This window comes from Peribacillus sp. Bi96 (assembly GCF_918698115.1).
Classification (GTDB): Bacteria; Bacillota; Bacilli; order Bacillales; family DSM-1321; genus Peribacillus.
The window spans coordinates 332,481-353,919 of sequence record NZ_CAKKLV010000003.1 but is presented as its reverse complement, the minus strand read 5'-3'; the positions used below and the strand labels follow the sequence as shown (position 1 = coordinate 353,919).

The 21,439-nt window shown below is 36.8% G+C and carries 20 protein-coding genes; 19 read left to right on the top strand and 1 reads right to left on the bottom strand.

The genetic code is table 11. The features are described 5' to 3' along the window. Nucleotides 1–35 precede the first annotated feature (35 nt). From LQ203_RS06385 to LQ203_RS06370, 4 genes are all read left to right on the top strand, one after another. The gene (locus tag LQ203_RS06385; protein ID WP_230156658.1) at nt 36–1,514 is read left to right on the top strand and encodes a M81 family metallopeptidase; all 1,479 of its coding nucleotides are present in this window, start codon (nt 36–38) and stop codon (nt 1,512–1,514) included. 24 nt (nt 1,515–1,538) lie between these two features. Next, a complete protein-coding gene (locus LQ203_RS06380; protein ID WP_230156657.1) occupies nt 1,539–3,161 on the top strand; it encodes a D-aminoacylase in 1,623 nt (540 codons plus the stop codon). A 52-nt stretch (nt 3,162–3,213) separates the two neighbouring features. Continuing rightward, the gene (locus tag LQ203_RS06375) at nt 3,214–4,443 is read left to right on the top strand and encodes an MFS transporter (RefSeq protein WP_230156656.1); all 1,230 of its coding nucleotides are present in this window, start codon (nt 3,214–3,216) and stop codon (nt 4,441–4,443) included. 483 nt (nt 4,444–4,926) lie between these two features. Then, nucleotides 4,927–5,502, top strand: coding sequence for a hypothetical protein (locus tag LQ203_RS06370; protein ID WP_230156654.1), 576 nt, complete (start codon nt 4,927–4,929; stop codon nt 5,500–5,502). Between the two features lie 609 nt (nt 5,503–6,111). On the opposite strand, the gene LQ203_RS06365 is transcribed toward LQ203_RS06370, so the two are convergent. Next, the gene (locus LQ203_RS06365; RefSeq protein WP_230156653.1) at nt 6,112–6,924 is read right to left on the bottom strand and encodes a helix-turn-helix domain-containing protein; all 813 of its coding nucleotides are present in this window, start codon (nt 6,922–6,924) and stop codon (nt 6,112–6,114) included. Between the two features lie 104 nt (nt 6,925–7,028). Between LQ203_RS06365 and LQ203_RS06360 the strand changes: the two genes are divergently transcribed. The 15 genes from LQ203_RS06360 to LQ203_RS06290 all read left to right on the top strand — a co-directional run bounded on the left by LQ203_RS06360 (nt 7,029) and on the right by LQ203_RS06290 (nt 21,402). Then, entirely contained in the window at nt 7,029–7,604 is a 576-nt protein-coding gene (locus LQ203_RS06360; protein WP_230156651.1) for a hypothetical protein, read from the top strand. A 659-nt stretch (nt 7,605–8,263) separates the two neighbouring features. Next, nucleotides 8,264–8,872, top strand: coding sequence for an ATP-dependent Clp protease proteolytic subunit (locus tag LQ203_RS06355; RefSeq protein ID WP_230156648.1), 609 nt, complete (start codon nt 8,264–8,266; stop codon nt 8,870–8,872). A gap of 1,180 nt (nt 8,873–10,052) precedes the next feature. Then, complete coding sequence (locus LQ203_RS06350) at nt 10,053–10,880, top strand: MerR family transcriptional regulator (protein ID WP_230156646.1); 828 nt, start codon at nt 10,053–10,055, stop codon at nt 10,878–10,880. Between the two features lie 131 nt (nt 10,881–11,011). Then, nucleotides 11,012–12,499 carry a UbiD family decarboxylase gene (locus tag LQ203_RS06345; protein ID WP_230156644.1) on the top strand — a complete coding sequence of 496 codons (1,488 nt, stop codon included), beginning with the start codon at nt 11,012–11,014 and terminating at the stop codon, nt 12,497–12,499. 55 nt (nt 12,500–12,554) lie between these two features. Then, complete coding sequence (locus tag LQ203_RS06340; protein WP_230156642.1) at nt 12,555–13,130, top strand: UbiX family flavin prenyltransferase; 576 nt, start codon at nt 12,555–12,557, stop codon at nt 13,128–13,130. Between the two features lie 52 nt (nt 13,131–13,182). Further along, nucleotides 13,183–13,644: a pyridoxamine 5'-phosphate oxidase family protein gene (locus LQ203_RS06335; protein WP_230156640.1), complete on the top strand. Its 462-nt coding sequence runs from the start codon at nt 13,183–13,185 to the stop codon at nt 13,642–13,644. 384 nt (nt 13,645–14,028) lie between these two features. Further along, the gene (locus LQ203_RS06330) at nt 14,029–14,286 is read left to right on the top strand and encodes a ferredoxin (protein ID WP_230156638.1); all 258 of its coding nucleotides are present in this window, start codon (nt 14,029–14,031) and stop codon (nt 14,284–14,286) included. 542 nt (nt 14,287–14,828) lie between these two features. Next, on the top strand, nt 14,829–15,662 hold the full coding sequence (locus tag LQ203_RS06325) for an alpha/beta hydrolase (protein WP_230156636.1): 834 nt from the start codon (nt 14,829–14,831) through the stop codon (nt 15,660–15,662). Nucleotides 15,663–15,902: 240 nt separating this feature from the next. Next, the gene (locus LQ203_RS06320) at nt 15,903–16,586 is read left to right on the top strand and encodes a cyclase family protein (RefSeq protein WP_230156635.1); all 684 of its coding nucleotides are present in this window, start codon (nt 15,903–15,905) and stop codon (nt 16,584–16,586) included. A gap of 14 nt (nt 16,587–16,600) precedes the next feature. Beyond that, nucleotides 16,601–17,320, top strand: coding sequence for a carboxymuconolactone decarboxylase family protein (locus LQ203_RS06315; protein ID WP_230156634.1), 720 nt, complete (start codon nt 16,601–16,603; stop codon nt 17,318–17,320). 20 nt (nt 17,321–17,340) lie between these two features. Further along, nucleotides 17,341–18,030, top strand: a complete 690-nt coding sequence (locus LQ203_RS06310; protein WP_230156633.1) for a CoA transferase subunit A — start codon at nt 17,341–17,343, stop codon at nt 18,028–18,030. After that, nucleotides 18,023–18,655, top strand: coding sequence for a 3-oxoacid CoA-transferase subunit B (locus LQ203_RS06305; protein ID WP_230156632.1), 633 nt, complete (start codon nt 18,023–18,025; stop codon nt 18,653–18,655). The genes LQ203_RS06310 and LQ203_RS06305 overlap by 8 nt, the downstream gene beginning before the upstream one ends. Nucleotides 18,656–18,674: 19 nt before the next feature. Then, complete coding sequence (locus LQ203_RS06300) at nt 18,675–19,799, top strand: muconate cycloisomerase family protein (protein ID WP_230156631.1); 1,125 nt, start codon at nt 18,675–18,677, stop codon at nt 19,797–19,799. A gap of 65 nt (nt 19,800–19,864) precedes the next feature. Next, nucleotides 19,865–20,212 (top strand): DUF3870 domain-containing protein, encoded by a 348-nt coding sequence (locus LQ203_RS06295; RefSeq protein ID WP_230156630.1) that lies wholly within the window; start codon nt 19,865–19,867, stop codon nt 20,210–20,212. Further along, the gene (locus LQ203_RS06290; RefSeq protein ID WP_230156628.1) at nt 20,209–21,402 is read left to right on the top strand and encodes a thiolase family protein; all 1,194 of its coding nucleotides are present in this window, start codon (nt 20,209–20,211) and stop codon (nt 21,400–21,402) included. Before LQ203_RS06295 ends, LQ203_RS06290 begins: the two co-directional genes overlap by 4 nt. Nucleotides 21,403–21,439: the final 37 nt, after the last annotated feature.

The window sequence follows — 21,439 nt, the reverse complement described above, 5'->3', positions numbered from 1 at the left end:
TTATTATTAATACTTGTGAAGAAAGGGGTAATTTAATGAGAATAGCAATTGGTCAGTTGGCTCATGAAACGAATACGTTTTCTCGAGTAAGAACGACAGTAGACTTATTTAAAGTATGGGAATGGACCCAAGGAGAGGAACTTCTCGATAGGCACACTGGTGTATTGGATTATTTGGGTGGGATGATCCATCGGGGAGAAGAGATAGGGATTGAAATTGTGCCGACCTTTGCAGCCATGGCCAATCCATCAGGAACGATAACACCGGAAACGTTTCAAAAAGCAAAAAATCTATTAATATCAAGCATTATGAATTCGGGCAAACTGGACGGGATTTGTCTATTTCTTCATGGAGCAGGAGTAGCAGAAGGAATTGACGATATTGAAGGTGAGATTTTATCGGAATTAAGAAGCATTTTGGGATCAGAAATACCAATCGTAGCTGCTTTGGACCTGCATGGTAATATTACGGAAACCATGGTTAAAGAAGCAGATGTACTACTCGGCAATATAGATTACCCTCATACGGATTCCTATGAAAGGGGGATAGAAGCGATTGATGTTACTGCTCGTATCATTCAAGGTAAAGTTAACCCGGAAATGTCTCTAACTAAATTACCATTACTTATTCCTACTACTACTTCCTACTATTCTCCAATTAAAGAAATCAATGAATGGTGCCAGCAATGGGAAAAGCATCCTGAGGTGCTTGATTGTACCTTATTTCACGGCTTCCCATATTCAGATATCCCTCACGCAGGAGTTTCAGTAATTGCCATTACGAACAATGAACCCTCATTAGCACAAAAAATTTCAGATGATATAGCTGTTAGAATTTTTGAGAAGAAAGATGAATTTTTTCCTATATTGCCTTCACCAAAGAAAGCCATTACATATGCTTCCTCCCAGAAGGAAATGCCCATCATCATTAATGAGGCTTCCGATAATCCTGGTGCGGGTACACCAGGAGATGGCACCTTTTTATTGCAGGAAATGATTGAAGCAAACATTCCAAATAGCTGCTTTGGATTTATTTTTGATCCAGGAGTAGCGGAAATGGCCCATAAAGAAGGTGTAGGTTCCCTAATTCAAGTCGTATTAGGCGGTAAAACAGATACATTACACGGCAACCCTCTACAATTATCAGCGTATGTAAAAAGTCTATCTGATGGCAAGTTTATTCAGTCCTCACCGATGTGGAAAGGAAGCAAAGTGAACCTGGGGAGAAGTGCAAGATTAGTGGTTGGAAACGTGGATATCGTTATATGCTCTGTAAATTCACAGACATTTGACGAACAAATTTTCCTCCTTCATGGAATAGATGTTGAAAAATCAAGTATTGTTGGATTGAAATCATCTCACCATTTCCGGGCAGCCTTCATGCCTATTGCTAAAGAAATTATAACGGTTGACTCGCCAGGGTTAAGCAGTGCAAAGCTATCAACCTTTGATTACAAGAATATAAGCAGACCTATTTACCCTTTTGATTCTATTTTAAATAATCTATTAGTCTAACTAACATATAAAGGATGTGTTCAAATGCTGGATGTAATAATTAAAAATGGAAGGGTTTATGATGGAACAGGCAACCCCTGGACGAAAACGGACATTGGAATTGAGGATGGAAAAATTGTTTTTATGGGGAATTTAAGCGGTGAACAAGCTGTACGAACTATCGATGCCAATGGGTTGGCAGTTTCCCCAGGGTTTATTGATCCTCATGTCCATTCTGATTTGCTTTGCACCGTTCCGGAAGTTCATAAAATCAAGGCACTTCAGGGTGTGACTACAGAATTATTTGGACAGGATGGCATTTCTGTCGCTCCTGTATCAGAAAAAACAAAGCCGTTATGGCAAAAACAATTAAGTGGACTAAATGGCGATATAGGGGAGTGGCCATGGAATAGCATTGATGAATATTTTTCATTTCTAGAAAAGTCAAAGATGATAGGCAACGCTGCTTACCTAGTACCTCATGGCGCGGTCCGTTCCTTGGTTATGGGATTTGAGGATAGAGCGGCTACTAAACAAGAATTGGAAAAAATGCGTTTGCTGGTCGAGGAAGGAATGCGTTCAGGAGCAGTAGGCTTGTCCTCAGGTTTGGTATATCCCCCAAACGTTTTTTCCAATAAGGAAGAATTAATTGAAATATGTAAGAGTACTGCGAAATATGACGGCTGTTTCGTTGTCCATATTCGCAATGAAAGCATTCACTCTTTAACAGCTTTGGATGAAGTCATAGATGCCTCCAGACAATCCGGTGTACGATTACATATTTCCCATTTTAAGATAATCGGCCAGGGAAATCGGGATAAATTTAAGAAAGCCCTGGACAAGATGAATGCCGCTAGACGGGAAGGGATTGAAATTACCTTTGATCAATATCCATATTCAGCCGCTTCAACCGTTTTTCATGCCATACTTCCGCCTTGGATGCATTCAGGGGGAACGGAAGAAATGCTGATTCGATTGGGTGTTCCAGAAATCCGAAAAAGAATCACGGAAGAATTTAAAACAAACACAGAATATGAAAATTGGGTTTTAAATTGTGGCTGGAAAAATATCGTTATTACATCCGTTCAAACTACTTCTAATAAAAGCTTAGAAGGTAAAAATCTGATTGAAATTTCAGAAATCAGGCAGCAGCCCCCTGAAGATGCCGCATTTGATATTCTGATAGAGGAAAAGGGAAATGTAGCCATGGTTATTCATTGGGGTTTTGCAGAAGATGTTTTGCTGGGCATGTGTCATCCACTGCAAATGGTAGGATCTGATGGGATTTTTGGTGGAAAGCCGCATCCTCGGTTATATGGGACATTTCCGAGAGTATTAGGAAAATATGTTAGGGAAGAAGGTGCTTTGACACTTGAACAAGCCATTCGTCGAATGACAGGTGCTCCTGCGCAGCTGATGAGATTAAAGGATAGGGGGCTAATAAAAACGGATTATCAGGCAGATATTGTTATATTCGATCCCGAAAAAATTAAAGATCTAGCTACATTCGAGAATCCGCTATCAGAGCCAGAAGGCATTCTTGCAGTTTATATAAACGGAAAATTAACCGTTTACCAGGGGGAATACACAGGAGCACGAGATGGCAAAGTAATTAAAAGTATTCAAAGTTCAAAAACTGATACAGTGGGAACATTTCAGGGTCGATAAATAATTCCAATTAATTTGCCTGCGAAAAATGAGTAGAAAAGGGAGGAATAAGATGAAGCGTTCCATTGGAGTGTCCCAAAATAAGCACTTTATATTATTTTTACTGTTTGTTGGTTATCTGGTTGATTATTTGGATCGGATGGTCATGAGTGTGGCTGTTGTATCTATTAAGGAAGAATTTAATTTGGATGCTGCTGCTGTCGGGGCAATTTTAAGTAGCTTCTTCTTATCCTATGCGATCATGCAAATACCAGGAGGATGGATGACAGACAAACTGGGCTCGAGAAAAGTCTTAATATGGTCCATCATAGTGTGGTCGGTTTTTACCGTATTTACTGGTTTTGCTTGGTCTCTTATTTCGTTACTTATCATACGTTTTCTCTTTGGTCTTGGACAAGGAGGGTATCCTTCAGCTTCCCAAAAGGGAATTGCGGATTATTTTCCCCGGGATGAAAGGCCAAAGGCTTCTGCTTACTTAATGTCTTCCAATTATTTTGGGATGGCACTTGCCCCATTGGTGGCTGCGCCGATGATATTATTTATGGGCTGGAGAAACATGTTTTATGTAATTGGATTGCTAGGAATATTATTAACGATTGCATTCTGGGTGTTTTTTAAACCAAAAGAAAGCACTGTAACAAACAAGGCATTAATAGAGAATAGCGTGCCAATGAAGGAATTGTTGGTGAATTCTGGATTGTGGAAAATAACTGTCATGTGGTTTGCTGCCGGAATAGTAAACTGGGGACTTTCTTCCTGGATTCCATCCTATTTGATGGAAGCTAGAGGGATGGATCTCTTGTCCATGGGTTTATATGCAGCGTTACCGGGTATCTCAACGGGAGTTGCTATGTTGTTCAGTGGCTGGCTTCTTGACCGGTATTTTAATAATTTGGAAAAATATTATGCGGCATTTGGCATGCTTATGTCAGGGATATTCCTATATTTGATGTTTACATCGAACTCCTTAGTAGCTGCAATGGTTTATTTGAATCTTTGTATGATCTTTAAGAGCTTTGCCTTTACAGTTGCATTTGCTTTGCCGCATAAAATCATGTCTAAAAAGGTTATCGGTTCTGCGATGGGAGTGATTAATATGGGGGCACAGGCAGCAGGCTTCATATCACCTCTTGTCATGGGCTTTATCATCACCCTTACAGGATCCTACAATGGGGCTTTTTGGTTCTTAATCGCATGTTCCGCAATTTCAATAATTGCTGCGCTTTCCATTAAAAAGAATAAACATATGGAGCAACCAAATGATGTTGACTTATTAGCATAATTCTTGAAGCATACTTATCAAAAATGAAAACAAAATGAAAACAAAATGAAAAGAAGAAAACCCCGGATCTGGTCTTTAAAAACCACCCCGGGGTTTTTGAATTTATTTAAGAAGACTTCAAAAATAAGCCGTTTTCTCTCTCTCCATCCTTCATTCGAATAAAGTGTAGACTTTTTGCCAGTATCTTCAGCTATAGTACAAGCCGTTTTTATATGAAAGTCATATTATATATATCGAAGGAAAAATCTTGAGAATCTGAGAACATGCTTGTTAATAAATCCGTGGATGATGAAAGTGACTTGGGAACGGCAAATAGAATATCTTTCCCACTATTTGACATTAAAAACTATACAATTACTCATTTCCAATAACAGCCTAATCAAAATCTTTTGCTTATTATTGATTCTTCCATGTACTTGTTTTTTCATCTCCTTGGAAAATCCATCACTCTAGAAAAAAAATTAAAAAGGAGACGTTTAGAGAATGTGGCCAATTATTAACCTTGGTAAGGAAGGGCTATACCAGCCGAATAAAAGTAAAATGCTGTCCCGGCAAGAGATAAAAGCCATTGAGTCTTGGATATCTCAAATAGGGACATTCCAATTTCTCAATACGGCAGATCAACAAATGGTTACTGCTAAAAAAACTCTGAAATTCAAATATAAAATGATCGGGCATGGTTTTAACCGAGTCGTCTATGATTTAAATAATGGCTATATTTTAAAAATTGCATTGTCAGAAGTAGGATTAATAAGCAATGCAAATGAAGCCTATATATATAATAACTGTAATGAGGAAGTCAAAAAGTATATATGTCCGGTTAAGGAGCATGGGACGGGCTGGATTATCATGAAGAAGGTGGACACGAATGTGCCGTTAGCAATCAAGGAATATACGAAACTGATCAATTTGGGATTAAAATTCCTGAGGTACGGTATTATACCAATAGATTTGCGTTTGGATAATGTCGGATATAACGAGAATGATGAAATGGTCGTCATTGATTACGGTCTATTCACCATGGATCTCAAAAGTCTAGTGTTGCAATGGTTAGTTTGACCATATGATAAATAAATTCATTAAGGCTGCCAATGGTAGTCTTTTTTTAAAAAGAATCCTAATCTTTCAGAACGATTACGCCTTTATAAATCAAAATAAATATATTAGGATAGGCTGATTTAAATTACAGCGCTTTGTGCCGGCTTTCCTCTGATAGGATTGCCGGCTTTTTACTAATTAGTATAGTATCAATAGTTGATTGTTCATTAATTTGTTTGTTTAATGTTTGAGAAGCCAATCAATCATAATGGTCTTGTTTTTCCATTGATTGCATCAACTTCGTTATTGTATACATATATCCATAGGTCAGGGTCCAGAGAATTCGTACGTGGTATCATCTGCATGTTGATAGATCCCAGTCGAGTCATGTACATGATCGAATTATGTTATATGGATATTATTAGCGTTAGCAGCGATTAAACACTCATAAGGTGGAATAGTATGATCGTTGGTGGCAAGATTGTATCATTTTAGCTGCAACGAAAGTGACTTTTCATCTGGTATAGTACGGGTCTAAATAAAGATGCCTGTATTGTTTTTTTGAGCGTTTACTATATATGTAGTTTTATCGTATACAACTTAACAAATGGATTAGTTCTTTTGTTTTTCTCATTTAGCAAAAGAAGTTTTGCCAAACGCGATATAGATGTCTAAGGATAATTGAACCTCACTCCGAGTAGAAGAATTCATTAAGTCGATCCCGAATAAATCCTTTAGTCGAGTCAGGCGATAACGCATTCCTCCTATTGATAAGTTCATTTTGCGTGCGGTTTTATGTAAATTACACTCGTTACTCAAATAAAAATATAGTGTTTTCAATAACTCCGTCGAATTTTGCGTATCATAATCGAAGACAGGACCTAAGACTCCATTGGCATAATTCTCTAATTCTTTTGGATTTCTTGCGTCTAATAAGATTGATATGTGACCTAATTCAGAAAATAGGATCACTCGTTGTTTTTGTCTTTTAATTTGTGCAATTTCGATGGCCTTGTTTGCTTGCTTAAATCCTTGATGAAAACTATTGATGTCTTGACAAAGGTTACTAATACCAATAAAAAGTTGTAAAGAAGGAATTTGACTCCTGATTTCTCCTAATAGTTCATTTCCGTATTGTGTAATAGTTAGTTTCCGTTTTACTAATAAATCTTCGGGTATTAACGCATGGACCTGAACAAATTGATTTGAAACCAAAATATGTTCTTCAGCATGGGTTGTCTGTTTTTTCAGAATGTCAGCAATCAGATTCCTAGCATTGGATAATGAGTCGTCACCCTCATTCATAATATGTTGATTCTGTAATTGAAAAACGAACACATAATGAGGTTTATTGAGGTTGTAACCTAGATAAGAAAGTTTGTTGGTGACATAGAAATCTTGACGTGGCTGTCGTAATATCTCTTCAAGCAATTCTCCTTTCATTCGATGTTCCGTTTCGATGGCAGTTCTTTCATTCAAAATATGAATGGCGCAGATATTTGCAGCTCTCTCAATAAAAGATGGATGTGGCCCGGGGAGCATCCATGATGACAGGAACACAAGTGGACATTCAAATTGATTCGGCTTCTGCGGATTTGATTCCCAACATCACCTTGGGGTCTTTAATGCACAATCATTTCAAGCAAATCGGAGCTGAATCTTATACCCAAGAAGAGAATGATTTCTCTAAATCTATTCAGGCTACTTTTTCAGAAGAAGAAAAGAAAGTAATCCGTAATCATAACGGAAAAGTGCTATCGGATAAAGTTAACGAGTATTTGCTTGAACCTGACTTTATTGCAGCGTCTACGGATGTTGGTGATGTAAGCTGGATAGTGCCTACAGGGCAAATTTATGTAACGACATGTGCGTTTAGAACTCAGCCACATACTTGGCAATTGGTGGCACAAGGAAAAACCTCCATTGCCCACAAAGGCATGTTGTTAGCAGGAAAAGTCATTGCTTCCTCAGCTATTGAAGTAATGCAGAACACTGAACTCATCAAAAAGGCAAAGGCTGAACATAAAAAGCAATTAGGTGGAGAAGAGTATGAATCGCTGATTCCGCTGGGAGTCAAGCCCGCTCCGATTAGACGTGAAAAATCCAGAGTAGCGACTATATAAGGTTTACCGTAAAGACTTTGTAATTGATTCATGTTGAGTGTTAAATTTGTTACTTTTTTCATATAGAAAAAGCCTTTGGAATCGCTAATTCCAAAGGCTTTACTATTTACAGGGGAAGAATTTCAATTGTTGGATGCTTTTTGTGAAAATCGAATCTTTGACTTCGTTCCAAACCAAAATTGTTGAGGGCATATAGTATGTTATTTAAACAAATCTTACTTTTATTTCTTATTTTTAGATTTTATCCTGTGAAAATATGATTTAGTTTACTGGAGCCTTTTTTTGCGTGTAGGAAGCACATATAAGCAGATGTGCTTTATTTTCATTTGATTCGAATGTTGAATCTCAACCCAAAACGGAGATCCTTTGAAAATACAAAAGAGGTCTGGCTCGATGCCTTTTTTAGTCCAGTCGGCTTATCTTCGACCAGGACTTGTTTAGGCTAAAATCTAGCTCATTTGATTCATGGTGTTCTCTATATTAGCTAAGCCTCCCTTTTTCTAGTTCACTTAACTATGTTTTAAAAAATAATGGACTTAAAATGATGATAAATGCTGTTGCAGAGATAGTGATTGCTGAATAAATTAATAAATAGATATGATTGTGTAATTCCCCTTTTTCTTACTGTAACTCCACATATTATTAAGGAGGATTTTATAATGAAAAACGTTGAATTCAATAAAGAATATTTGGAAATAATAGGAAGTTTACCTGACTCTCTTGAGGAGTATCAGTTTTACCTTGGACTAAAAGAACGGAAAATTTATTTTAATTATGAAGTGGATACAACCATTGTCAATAAAATTGTTTATTGGATTCAAGAATGGAATCGAGAAGATGAAGAATTGAATATTCCAATAGATAAAAGAAAGACAATACAAGTTTATATAACATCTGATGGTGGGGATGTTGTGGCAGGTTTTTCTGCCATTGATGCTATTAAATCAAGTAAAACGAAAGTTGAAACCATTGGTGTAGGATCTTGTGTTTCTATGGGTGCGTTACTTTTGATTAGTGGACATTATAGAAAAGCATATCCCAATACAATAATTCTCATACATGATGGAAGTATGTCTGTTCAATCAACTTCTAAGAAGGCTAAAAATACAATGAATTTCTATGATCGTTTAGATAATCGTATTAAGGATTTTATTGTGGAAAATACCAACATCTCAGAAGAATTGTATAATGAAAAGGGAGATGAAGAATGGTACATGTTTGCAAATGACGAAGGATTGAGTTTAGGAATAGTACATGAAATAATTTAATAGTTAGTTAATAGGGAAGTGAAGTTGGTTGTAATTCCTTCATCCTGTTACTAAAGACATTATTCAATTATTTTATTGAAGAAAAACAGTGTTGAGTCTGTGCTAACAAACAATAAAACTAAATATAAACATTCTAAAGCTATTTACCATCTTTTTTAGAACGTGAGAATTATAAAGAGATGGGTAACTTATATACAATAGTAGAAATCTAATATCGTCTGAGAACAATGAGTCAAACCAAGGTTTAAGACTAGAATAACAGTTAAAAAACTTCGGATTGAAAAGAACTGTTAATATGAAATAACTGACTATTCAGTATTCGAGAATACTATGAACGCTAAAATTTAGTAAACGTCGAGTAGCCCCAAAATATACTACATATGTGGCGTATTTTGGGACAACTTTTGTTCGCTAGTAACGTGAAAAGTCCGTAAAGTACTTTCTTTCTTAAAAATGACTAACACAATCAAAAATGCAATTCATACAAAAAGTGATAAGATCAACAGGATGTATTTTTTCATAATGCTCCTATAGTTTCATTTATTTAATTTTTACCCGGAGTGATGTTCCCCCAATTCTTTTTTACTCGAGTGTTAGCACCCTTTAAAACCAATGGTTATTACTGCCAAAAGACCATCTATATGAAAAGATTCGATTGCAAATTATAACAAGGATGATCCCATTTTGCATTTGTTAAATTAGAACGATACGAATCATCAGTTGACCATAATGTGGTTATTAATTTTTACGGTGCTCCTATCTGATCTTGACCATATTTAACTGCTTTTTACGTTCTGCAGCTGCAGCATTTAACTAGCGCCTTTCCACAAATTATTTCTATTCCAATGATGGACTTTATTATTCATAGACTTAGTCTTGGATATACCATTCTTTCATTTTGAAAAAATGGTAAAGTGAGGGGAGAAGAGCTAGTAAGGAATAGGCAGGATATTAATGAAGATGAAAACTTTAATTTGTACGATGCTTTAAATTAAATAGGCTTTATAAATGATACGTCTTGAATTAAATATTCAAAATATCTTTTTCTCGATTTGATATAGTATACTGTTTGTTTTATACGTAGAGATTCCCATCATTTCCACCTATATGACAAGAAGTAATAGTTTATTTATGACTAAAGAAGAATTTTTGAAAAAGGCTTGGTAGAGGAGGAACAGAATTGGAGAATTATTTATCAATCAGTGAAATGGCTTCCATTCACAGTATCTCAAGGCAAACACTCATTTATTACGATAAGATTGAATTATTTAAACCTGTACATATAGATGAACATGGTTATCGCTATTATAGTGCAGTTCAGATTCCATTTCTAAGGGAAATTTGTTTTTTGAAGTCGATTGGCATCAAACTGAATGATATTAAGCACCATATTGGAAATCGGAATTTGACTACTGCCATGTCACTTTTGGAATTTCATCAAGAATTCATAGATAAAGAAATAAATACCTTGATGAATACACGCACATTTATCCAACAGAGGTTAATGAAATATTCAGAAGCCAAAAATATTAAGAGCGAATTGGATAAACCTATTATAGAAGAATTTCCTGAAAGGGATGTCTTGTTTATACCCTTTGAAAATAAATTGTGCCGAGAGGAATTACATTTAACACTGATGAAAGCTTGGAATGTATTAAGTAAACATGAGATGCTGCCTTCCGAGGGATTTGGCACGGTTATTTTAAAGGATAAGCTTGGCACGGATGATATTTTCGAGGGTGCGGGAATATATACTTCCTTACCTTTTATAGATCCTGATATGGAGAATATGATAACCTTGCCTGCTGGGCAATATGCATGCGTGTATAAATATGGAATGCCATATAATATTGAGTTTTTAAATAAGCTGGTTCAATGGATTAGTGATAATCATTATAGAATTGTAGGGGATGTTATAGACGCTTGTCTATTAGATACGACTTTTTACGAGAATGATAATAGTGTTGATTTTTGTCAGCTGCAAATCCCAGTAGAAAAAATTACTTGATTTTTCAAATACCTATTGACTGTATAGTAGAAATACACATTAATATATTCCTTGTAACCGTTATCATATAGTTCCGTTGAAACCGAATAGTACATAGGGCACTGATTATATGAATGCTAGGGGGATTTTTAATGTCTACAAAAAAGAAAAAAGTAACTGATTTACGTTCTGCTTTAGAACTTTTACAAGCCATTCCAGGACAATTAATTGAAACAAATGAACCAGTCAATCCACATGCTGAACTATCTGGGGTTTATCGTCATGTTGGGGCAGGCGGAACAGTAATGCGCCCAACAAAAATTGGACCTGCCATGGTTTTCAATCATGTATTGGGACATGAAGATGCAAGCGTGGTGATCGGACTATTAGCCAGCCGGGAAAGAGTCGGCCTCATGCTTGATACAAAACCGGAGCGACTGGGGTTCCTTTTAAATGAGGCTGTAAAATCTCCAATTGATCCAATCACGATTTCAAATGATAAAGCGAAAGCTCAAGAAGTGGTTCACTATGCAGAAGATCCAGATTTCGATATTAGAAAATTAATTCCTGCACCTACGAATACAGAGGAAGATGCGGGTCCATATATCACCATTGGCATGTGCTATGCCTCTGATTCAGAAACGGGAGAATCAGATATTACGATACATCGTTTATGTTTACAAAGTAAAGATGAGATGTCCATGTATTTTGTTCCTGGCCGACATTTAGAAGTTTTTCGTGAAAAGGCAGAAAAAGCCGGAAAACCATTACCTATTTCCATTAGTATCGGCGTTGACCCTGCTATTGAAGTAGCGGCTTGTTTTGAAGCACCAACGACACCTCTAGGCTTTAATGAATTGAGTGTTGCAGGAGCGATTAGAAATGAAGCTGTTGAACTAGTTCAATGCTTGACCATTGATGAAAAAGCTATCGCAAATGCTGAATATGTGATAGAAGGGGAATTGGTTCCTGGAGTACGTGTTCGAGAAGATCAAAACACCAATACCGGAAAAGCAATGCCGGAATTCCCTGGTTATACGGGTTCAGCAGTAGCTGAACTGCCTTTAATCAAAGTAAAAGCGGTTACACATCGTATCAATCCAATTATGCAAACAGTTATTGGCCCGAGTGAAGAACATGTGAATATGGCTGGTATTCCTACAGAAGCAAGCATACTTCAAATGGTGGAAAAGGCAATGCCAGGCAAATTATTAAATGTGTATGCCCATACATCAGGCGGCGGTAAATACATGGCAGTTTTACAATTTATGAAAAGTCAGCCAAGCGATGAAGGACGTCAAAGACAAGCTGCACTGTTGGCGTTCGCTGCCTTTTCTGAGCTTAAGCATGTCTTCATAGTGGATGAAGATGTGGATCCATTCGATAGCAATGATGTTTTATGGGCATTAAATACTCGATACCAAGGTGATGTTGATACAGTATTCATTCCTGGAGTACGTTGTCATCCGTTAGATCCTTCACAAGATCCAGCTTACAGCCCATCTATTCAGGAAAAAGGGGTTTCCTGTAAGACCATTTATGACTGTACTGTACCCTTTCATTTAAAAGATGAATTTAAAAGGTCAGAATTTAAAGAGGTAGATCCAAGGCGATTTGTTCCTGGTTTCTCCAATGTATAAATTCTCTAAATTTCAAAGTTTCAATTCAGTGACTAATGAATAAGGAGGGGAATTAATGAAAATCATTGTTGGGATTACAGGAGCGACTGGAGCCATTTTCGGTATAAGGATTCTTCAAATGCTTAAAAACAGTGGAGTTGAGACCCATTTAATCATGTCCCCTTGGGCACATGCCACCATTCAACATGAAACTTCATATTCTGTTAAGGACGTAGAGGGATTAGCTGATCATTCCTATTCATACAAAGATCAAGCAGCAAGAATATCAAGTGGATCTTTCCGGGTTGATGGAATGATTGTAGCCCCTTGCAGTATGAAAACTCTAGCATCTATTCGCATGGGTCTAGCGGATAATTTATTAACAAGGTCTGCTGATGTCATGTTGAAAGAAAGAAAAAAATTATTACTAATGACAAGAGAAACCCCTCTAAATACAATTCATTTGGAGAATATGACGGCACTTTCCAAAATGGGGACCATTATTTTCCCTCCTATGCCTGCATTCTATAATCATCCTGAGAACGTTAACGATATCATTGACCATCTGGCTTACAGAGCATTAGATCAATTTGAGATAGATGTTTTCGGTGCGAAACGGTGGGACGGGATGAAATATAGCAGCAAAACATAGCAAAATTGCCAGGGGATTTAGTGTTAATTACTTAGGGGAAAAAGGTGGAAAAATGATTGGGATGGAGATGTCAGAAGAGGTATTCGACTTGTTAAATGGCAAAGAATTGGCCGACAAGCAGCATGAAGCCATGATGCTGTTAACGGTAAGTGAAGCGGGATGGCCACATACCGCGATGATAAGCGTTGGAGAAATCGTAGCCATAAGCAGTAAGGAACTACGAATTGGATTATGGCCAGAGACTTCGACTACAGCCAATATCATTCGTACCCATAAAGCTACATTGGTACTGTTTTGGAAAGGGAAAGCGCATTATATTCGACTTTCTTTAGTGAGATTAAAAGAATTGCCAACTGCAAGATACCAAAGAGAACGATTTTTAGCTAAGGTTGTCTCGGCACGTGAGGATGTTGCAAAGTATGCAGATATCACCTCTGGTATTAAAATAAAGTTGAAAAATTCTAAAGAAGTCGTTGAACGATGGGACCAGACTATTGAGGATATGCGTCAGTGAAGTTCAGAAACTTTCACAAATCGAACAAACATCAAGGGAAATACGGAAGTCGAGGGAGCCTCGTCCGCTTCTGTTACAGCTCAATGAAATTACTATATTTCGTTAATTAAGAAAAGAAAACCCTGGCATCCAAGTGGATGCCAGGGTTTTCTTGTGAATAATTGTCAATAATAAATGAATACAGAAAACTTAACATTCTATATGTTTAATACTGAATATATATATATTTCAGACTTATTAGTAGATTGAGATAATGGGCTGTTCATTCTAAGATAAAGTCATATTAGATTTATAGAAATGAAATGGTTATCAATTTTAAGGACTGATGATTAGGGATAATCTTAAAACACATATTATGTCCTAAGAGAAAAAGGAGAGGAGAATATGATGAAATATACGATTGTTGACAAGGACACATGCATTGCCTGCGGTGCTTGTGGAGGAGCTGCACCTGAAATATATGATTACGATGATGAAGGAATTTCATATGTTACTCTCGATCAAAATGAAGGCACAGCACAAGTGCCCAAAGATTTGATTGATTCTTTAGAGGAAGCGTATGAAGGTTGTCCGACTGAGTCGATAAAAATGGCTGAAGAGCCGTTTAATGGAAATGCATTAAAATACGAAGAAGTAATTTGAACATTCCGAACTTACTTCGAATAAAGAATTTATGTATAAAAAATCATACTTTTAATTTATAAAGTGATTATTTATTAGAGGGAGATAAGAATGAAAAATCAAAAAGTTATCGATGTATATTAGGGATTCGACCGGGAATTTGTTGAAGTGTAAAAGAAAATAATCAAGAAGTCTAAATTATCAAATAATATTTGATATTATTAAAACTTCATGTAAAATGGAATCATTACATGTATTTATATCTTGCCTATTCATTAATCATTAAAAAAAGCCCTTTTTTAATGAAAATTAATGAAGTGACTGGCTATCTTAATTTCTCGATCAAGTTACCTTGATGGTGAAGTTAAGGTAGCTTTTTTTATTAAAATGGTAAGCGTATTTAAGAAAGGGGTGAAAATACGCTGTAGAAAGAGTTAGAAAAATCCTTGTATAAATTAATGAAAGCTATGAAATTTTGGTCATTTAGTTGGAAAACATTGCTTACAAGCACATAAGGTAGTAAATAAACAAACCATGAAAGGAACTATGAGGAGAGTGTGACAATGAAAATGTATGTAAAAGAGCTAGGAAATCGAAGAATCCAAATTGCAGATTACCCAGGAACGAAAGGGACAATCATTGCTATACATGGTTTAACGGGTAATCATAAGCAAATGCATTATTATGCGGAAATGCTAAAAGGAGAGTACCGGGTCATTTCCATTGACTTGAGAGGGAGAGGGAATAGTTCAGAAACAGATGAGCATACTTCTCTTTTCAAACATGCAGAAGATATTATTGCGTTAATCCAAGAATTAGACATTGAAAATCCAATTTTAATGGGGTATTCAATGGGAGCTTTCATATCAGCGGTTGTAGCTAGTAAATTAAATCAAGTAAAAGGCTTAATTATACTGGATGGTGCCGCTACTTCAACTCAACAACAAAGGGACATAGTACAACCATCACTTGGAAGGTTAAGCAAAAAATATGAATCCCAGAAAAGTTATGTCGCAGAAATTAAGGAAATCTATAATCGGTTGGGTGTTAAATGGACGGACCATCTGCAAAGTGTGGTAGAGTATGAGGTTCATGAAGTAAATGGTGGCTGGGAGAATAAGTCATCTGAATATAGTATTCTTGCAGATTTCAATAGTTTTTATTCATTTGTCCCTAAAGAAGTATGTACACAAATTAACTGCAAAGCCTTATTAGTCTATGCTAGTGGCAAAATTGGAGATTTCCCCCCATTATTTTATGAAGAAGCTTATGAAGATACGAAGAAATATACTGCGGATCTTGAAACCATTGTTTCAAAGTGCAATCACTATACAATGGTGTTTGAAAATAGAGAGGAGATTAATGAAGCGATAAAGTCATTCTTAAAACGAATTTGATTTTTTTGAAGATATTTTTTTTTTAAAAAAACCTTGAAATTAACTGAAAATAGTGTAAAATTAGAATATAAAATTAATTATTGCCTATTCATTAGCTATTAAAAAATAACCTTTTTTAATAACAACTAGTGAACAACTGGCTACCTTAAACAACTGCTGTCAATTTTTGATAGTAATGTTTGGGGTAGCCATTTTTGTCGTGATAATGTAAATGCATAATGAAATTTTGGGGGTGTACCGTTGAAAATCATTGATTTAACATTGGAACTTTACGATGGTCTGGTTACAAATAATGATTTATCTGCAATTGGGATTAAAGATGAACCCCTTGAACATAAGGGAAAATATTCACATCCTAAAGGATTCCGATCTAAGTTGATTTCTTTTTCTGACCATAGTGGGACACATGTCGATGTGCCATCACATTTCTCTGAAAAAGAGGAGTCGGTTGAAAACATTAATCTGAAAAAAATGTTTGGGGATGCCCTCATACTTGATGTAAGCATGTTGAAAGCGGCACATGAACCTGTTACGAAAGATTTACTCGAAGAGGCGGAACGCAGGCAGGGAGTTTATGTTGAAAAAGACGATATTGTCCTCATCAGAGCCTGGGGGAAATCATGGGGGGAAGAAGGCTTTTTTGAAGCGCAGGCCTTAGATGATAGTGTGGCCCAATGGTTTATTGAAAAGCAAATACATATCGTAGGGGTGGATTTGCCCAATGCCGATTTGTTCCAGGGTTCAGGAAGTGGTATTCATCAAAAATTACTAAACAATGACATATATATCGTTGAAAATCTAGTGAATCTAGAAAAATTGCCTAAGCATTCTCGCTTTCTTTTTTTCGGGATCCCGTTAAAACTAAAAAATGCAACAGCCTCACCTATTAGAGCACTATCGATACTTGACTCTCAATTAATTTAAAGAGGTGCATACGAATGAGCGAAGGATTAACGTATTTCAAAGAAGTGTATGATGTGGTACCAGGCTGGGTGCAAAAAATGCACGATTATAGCCCCAATGCACTTGACCACTATACCAACTTACGCAGTAACATTATGGAAGAGGGAGCCTTAACGAAGAAGGAGAAAGATATATTACTAGTAGGCATGAATGCTGCGAGGTTGTATGAGCGCAGCATGGTTTATCATACAAAAGGGGCAATGGATGGTGGAGCAACGTTACCGGAACTTGTGGAGTACCTAATTGTTCCATATTTATATAATGGAACTGAGGCATTAAAAATGGGAATAAAGTCTTTGGAATATGCCCTTTCACTTAAAGGCATTCCATATCCCGAAGTAAGTGGTAATCAAGAGACAGCAGAAGAAATCCTGCTTTATATGATGGAGCTATTAGGTGATGAGGAGACGGAATACGTATCGAATGTTTTGAGTCTGGTTAGATTTGGAGACCAAAACTCCCTCAAAAATTATATATTGAGTGATTCAGTTGTTTCAAAAAAGCTAAAACATATCCTGATGACAGGGATTTTCATTACAGAATTAAAAGGGAAACAAGTAGAAGAATGGATGGAAGCGGCAAGAGAAAATGGAGCATCCGAAGAACAATTAGCGGATGTGGGATTTATTTGCTTATTGACTGCTGGAATCCCTGCTTGGTTTGAAGCTAGTGATTCATTAATTGAAAAAAAGTAACAGGATTGGTGGAGAAAAACATGACGAAAGTACATCAAGATATAGAAGCAGCTTTATCTTGTGTGAAGAATGGTCACACCTTAATGGTGGGTGGGTTTGGCTTGATTGGTGCCCCTCTTACATTAATTGATGGGTTGACCAAAAAGGATGTAGCAGGATTAACAGTCATCAGTAACAACTTAGGCGAAAAAGGGAAAGGATTGGGTATTCTCCTAAGCCAAAAGAAAATAAAAAAAGCAATCGGTTCGTATTTTACAAGCAATCGTGAAGTGGGCGAATTTTATCAAAGAGGTGACATTGACTTAGAGCTATTACCACAGGGGACATTAGCAGAATCCATGCGTGCTGGTGGTGCCGGCATAGGCGGTTATTATACGAAAACGAGTGTCGGGACCGATTTAGCAAAAGGCAAAGAAGAAAGGGAAATAAATGGGGTTACATATATTTTTGAACCTGCCATAAGAGCAAATGTAGCTTTGATCAGGGCCTGGAAGGCAGATACGCTTGGTAATCTTGTTTATTATAAAACGGCTCGAAATTTTAATCCGGTTATGGCAACAGCCGCGGATGTCGTAATTGTAGAAGTGGATGAAATTGTTGAACCTGGTGAACTCCCGCCAGAGGAGATTGTAACACCGCATCTATTCGTCGATGGAATTATTAAAGCAACGAAAATCCTGACGAAGGAAGGTGTCATAGATTATGAGTGATAAAGAACAAATGCAAAATTTGATAGCTAGACGAGCGGCAAAAGAATTGGCGGGTCCAAGTATAGTGAACCTTGGAATAGGTATTCCTACCTTGGTTTCAAAATATATTGATGACGAAAATGTTTTTTTTCATACGGAAAATGGATTATTGGGAGTTGCTGATGTAGAGGAGGATAAAATCGATCCCAATTTAGTTAATGCAGGCAAGTTGCCAGTAGGGGAATCGATTGGTGCATCATTCTTTAATAGTGCAGAATCGTTTGCCATGATCCGTGGAGGACACATTGATGTTGCTATCTTGGGTGTTTTGCAGGTAGGTCAGAACGGGGAAATTGCAAATTGGGCCGTACCTGGGAAAAATATCATGGGTGTTGGAGGAGCGATGGACCTGTTAGTGGGTGCCAAAAAAGTGATTGTGACAATGACACATACAAATAAGGAAGGGATAAGTAAGATTTTAAGAGAATGCACCTATCCCATTACATCAACTAGAAGTGTTGACATGATTATCACGGAGTTAGCTGTCTTTGAAGTTGTTGAAAAACAGTTGAAACTAATTGAATTAATGCCAGGTGTAAGTATCGAAGAAGTAAGAGCAAAAACAGAAGCGGATTTTATCTATTAAATTTTAAAAGGTGGATTAAATGAAAATACGTTCAGTTGATGTATACATTATTGATTTACCCACAATTCGTCCTCATCAGCTTGCCATGCATACGATTGTGGAACAAACAATCATACTTGCACGTGTCATGGATGAAGAGGGAGCGGAAGGATGGGCAGAAGTTGCAACAATAGGTGGTGCTTCATATGGTGAGGGAACTCCTGAGGCGATAAAAGTGAATATTGATAAATATATTACACCCCTTATTATTGGGAAAAATCCAGTCCATTATGACAAAATCATGCATGAAGTTTCTTTACATGTTAGAGGAAATAACTTCGCAAAGGCTGTTGTTGAATCGGCAATGATAGATTTAGTGGCTAGAAGGAGAAACATCCCTGCCTATGAATTATTCGGAGGGCAGATTCATAAATCATTACCGGTAGCTTGGACATTAGCAAGTGGAGATACGTATAAAGATATCGAAGAAGCGAAAGAATCCTTACACCAAAAACGTCATAATATCTTTAAATTGAAAATTGGCAAAGGTAATCCATATAAAAATGTGGAGCATGTATTGAAAATTATGGAAGCCGTAGGTGATCAAGCACGCATTACGGTTGATGTTAATCAAGCATGGGATGAAACAACGGCTACGTATTGCATTGAAGCTTTACAGGAAGGTGGGGTCTCCATGGTCGAACAACCGCTGCCAGCATGGGATAATGAAGGGATGTCAAGATTGACCGATCGTTTTAAGGTTCCGATCATGGCTGATGAATCCCTAAATACGGTTCAAGATTCTTTCCAAATAGCCAAACATAGAGCAGGTAATTCATTTGCTTTGAAAGTATGTAAGCATGGTGGAATGACTCAAACGAAAAAAGTGGCTGCAATTGCTGAAGGTGTTGGTTTTGGTTTGTATGGTGGAACGATGATTGAATCCTCATTAGGAACAGCTATTTGTGCACAACTTTATTCAACCATTCCCAAGTTTGAATTCGGTACTGAATTATTTGGACCGTTACTATTCAAAGATAATATAACGGTAAACCAAATTGAATATGAGAATTTTGAAATAATCATTCCGGATGGACCAGGATTTGGTATGGAAATAGATAAAGAAAAAGTAAAACATTTTTCAAGAGCGTTATTTGTAATATAAACTAGGAAGGGGGAATATGGAACCCTAACTAGTTAATGCAAGTTATCTTGAGAGGATGTAGTTTTATGGGACAACCAACACTATTAATTACGGCGTATGCAAAGGCACCACAGAATACGAGTATGTACGAAAATTATAAATACGCTGGTATGGTACTTGAAATCCATAAAGAAAGTCACATTATTATTAATGCAGAATTCACTTTTTTAACAACTTTGGCACAGGACTTTTTTAAGAGAATGATAGTTGGATTCAATTTTAGTAAGGATATTGATTCGTTAATAGAAAATATAAAAACCGACTTTTTAGCGCCATCACAGCAGTCAGTGATTGTTGCTTTAAAAATAGCACATCAAAGATATAAAGATAGTTTAGAAGTAAATAATGCTAATACTCGGGGGAAAGAAAATTGACCAATGTAGTTATTATTGACTCGGTTCGCACCGCCATTGGAAAATTAGGGGGATCATTAGAAAATGTTCCTGCTGATTTTCTAGCAGCAACTGTCCTTGATGAAGTTGTAAAGAGAGCGGATATTCCAAAAGAGATTATTGATGAAGTAATAATGGGCCAAGCGAAACAAAGTTCTGACGCATCAAATTTAGCGAGAATTGCTTCACTCCGTGCAGGTTTTCCGGTGGAAGTACCAGGTTATACTGTTCATCGACAATGTGGGTCTGGTATTCAAGCAATAAATTCAGCTAGTCAACAAATTCAAAGTGGTTTAGGAAAGATACTCATTGCAGGTGGAGCAGAATCAATGAGTACAGCTCCGTATTATATGAGAAATATTCGGTTTGGATTGAAATCAGGTAATGGGCAGTTATTAGACCCAAATACTGAAAGTCAGCCAGGTTCACAACCTATTGAAGACTACGGAATGTTAACAATGGGAATGACAGCAGAAAATTTAGTGGAAAAGTATTCTATTTCAAGAAAGGAACAGGACGAATTTGCCTTAAGAAGTCAAGAAAATGCAAGACGGGCTATTACTAATGAAATATTTTCGAAGGAAATCGTTCCCTATCAACTTAAAACGAAAAAGGGTGTAACCGAGTTTAAATTGGATGAGCATCCAAGGGAAACCAGTCTAGAAAAATTAGCTCAGTTAAAACCAGTTTTCAAAAAAAATGGAACGGTAACTGCTGGAAATAGCAGTGGAAGAAATGATGGTGCATCTGCTCTCTTACTTATGTCAGAGGATGAAGCCATGAGACTTGGGAAAGAACCAAAAGCAAAAATAGTAGCACAAGCAGCTGCAGGTGTATCACCGAATTTCATGGGGATAGGACCAGTGAACTCTACCTTGAAAGCGCTTCAAATGTCAGGCTTGAAATTGGATGATATTGATTTGATCGAATTGAACGAAGCCTTTTCTGCTCAAGCTTTGGCAGTAATAAAAGAATTGAAGCTTGATATGAATAAGGTGAATCCTAACGGTGGTGCTATTGCGATGGGGCATCCAATTGGTGCCACAGGTGCGATTTTAGCAACGAAAGCGATACACGAGTTAGAACGAACGGGAAAAAGATATGGGCTCATCACTTTATGCATCGCAGGTGGGCTAGGAATCACAACAATCATTCAAAATACTCAGATATAAACTAACATTAATATAAAAACTTATAAAAATTGGAGGA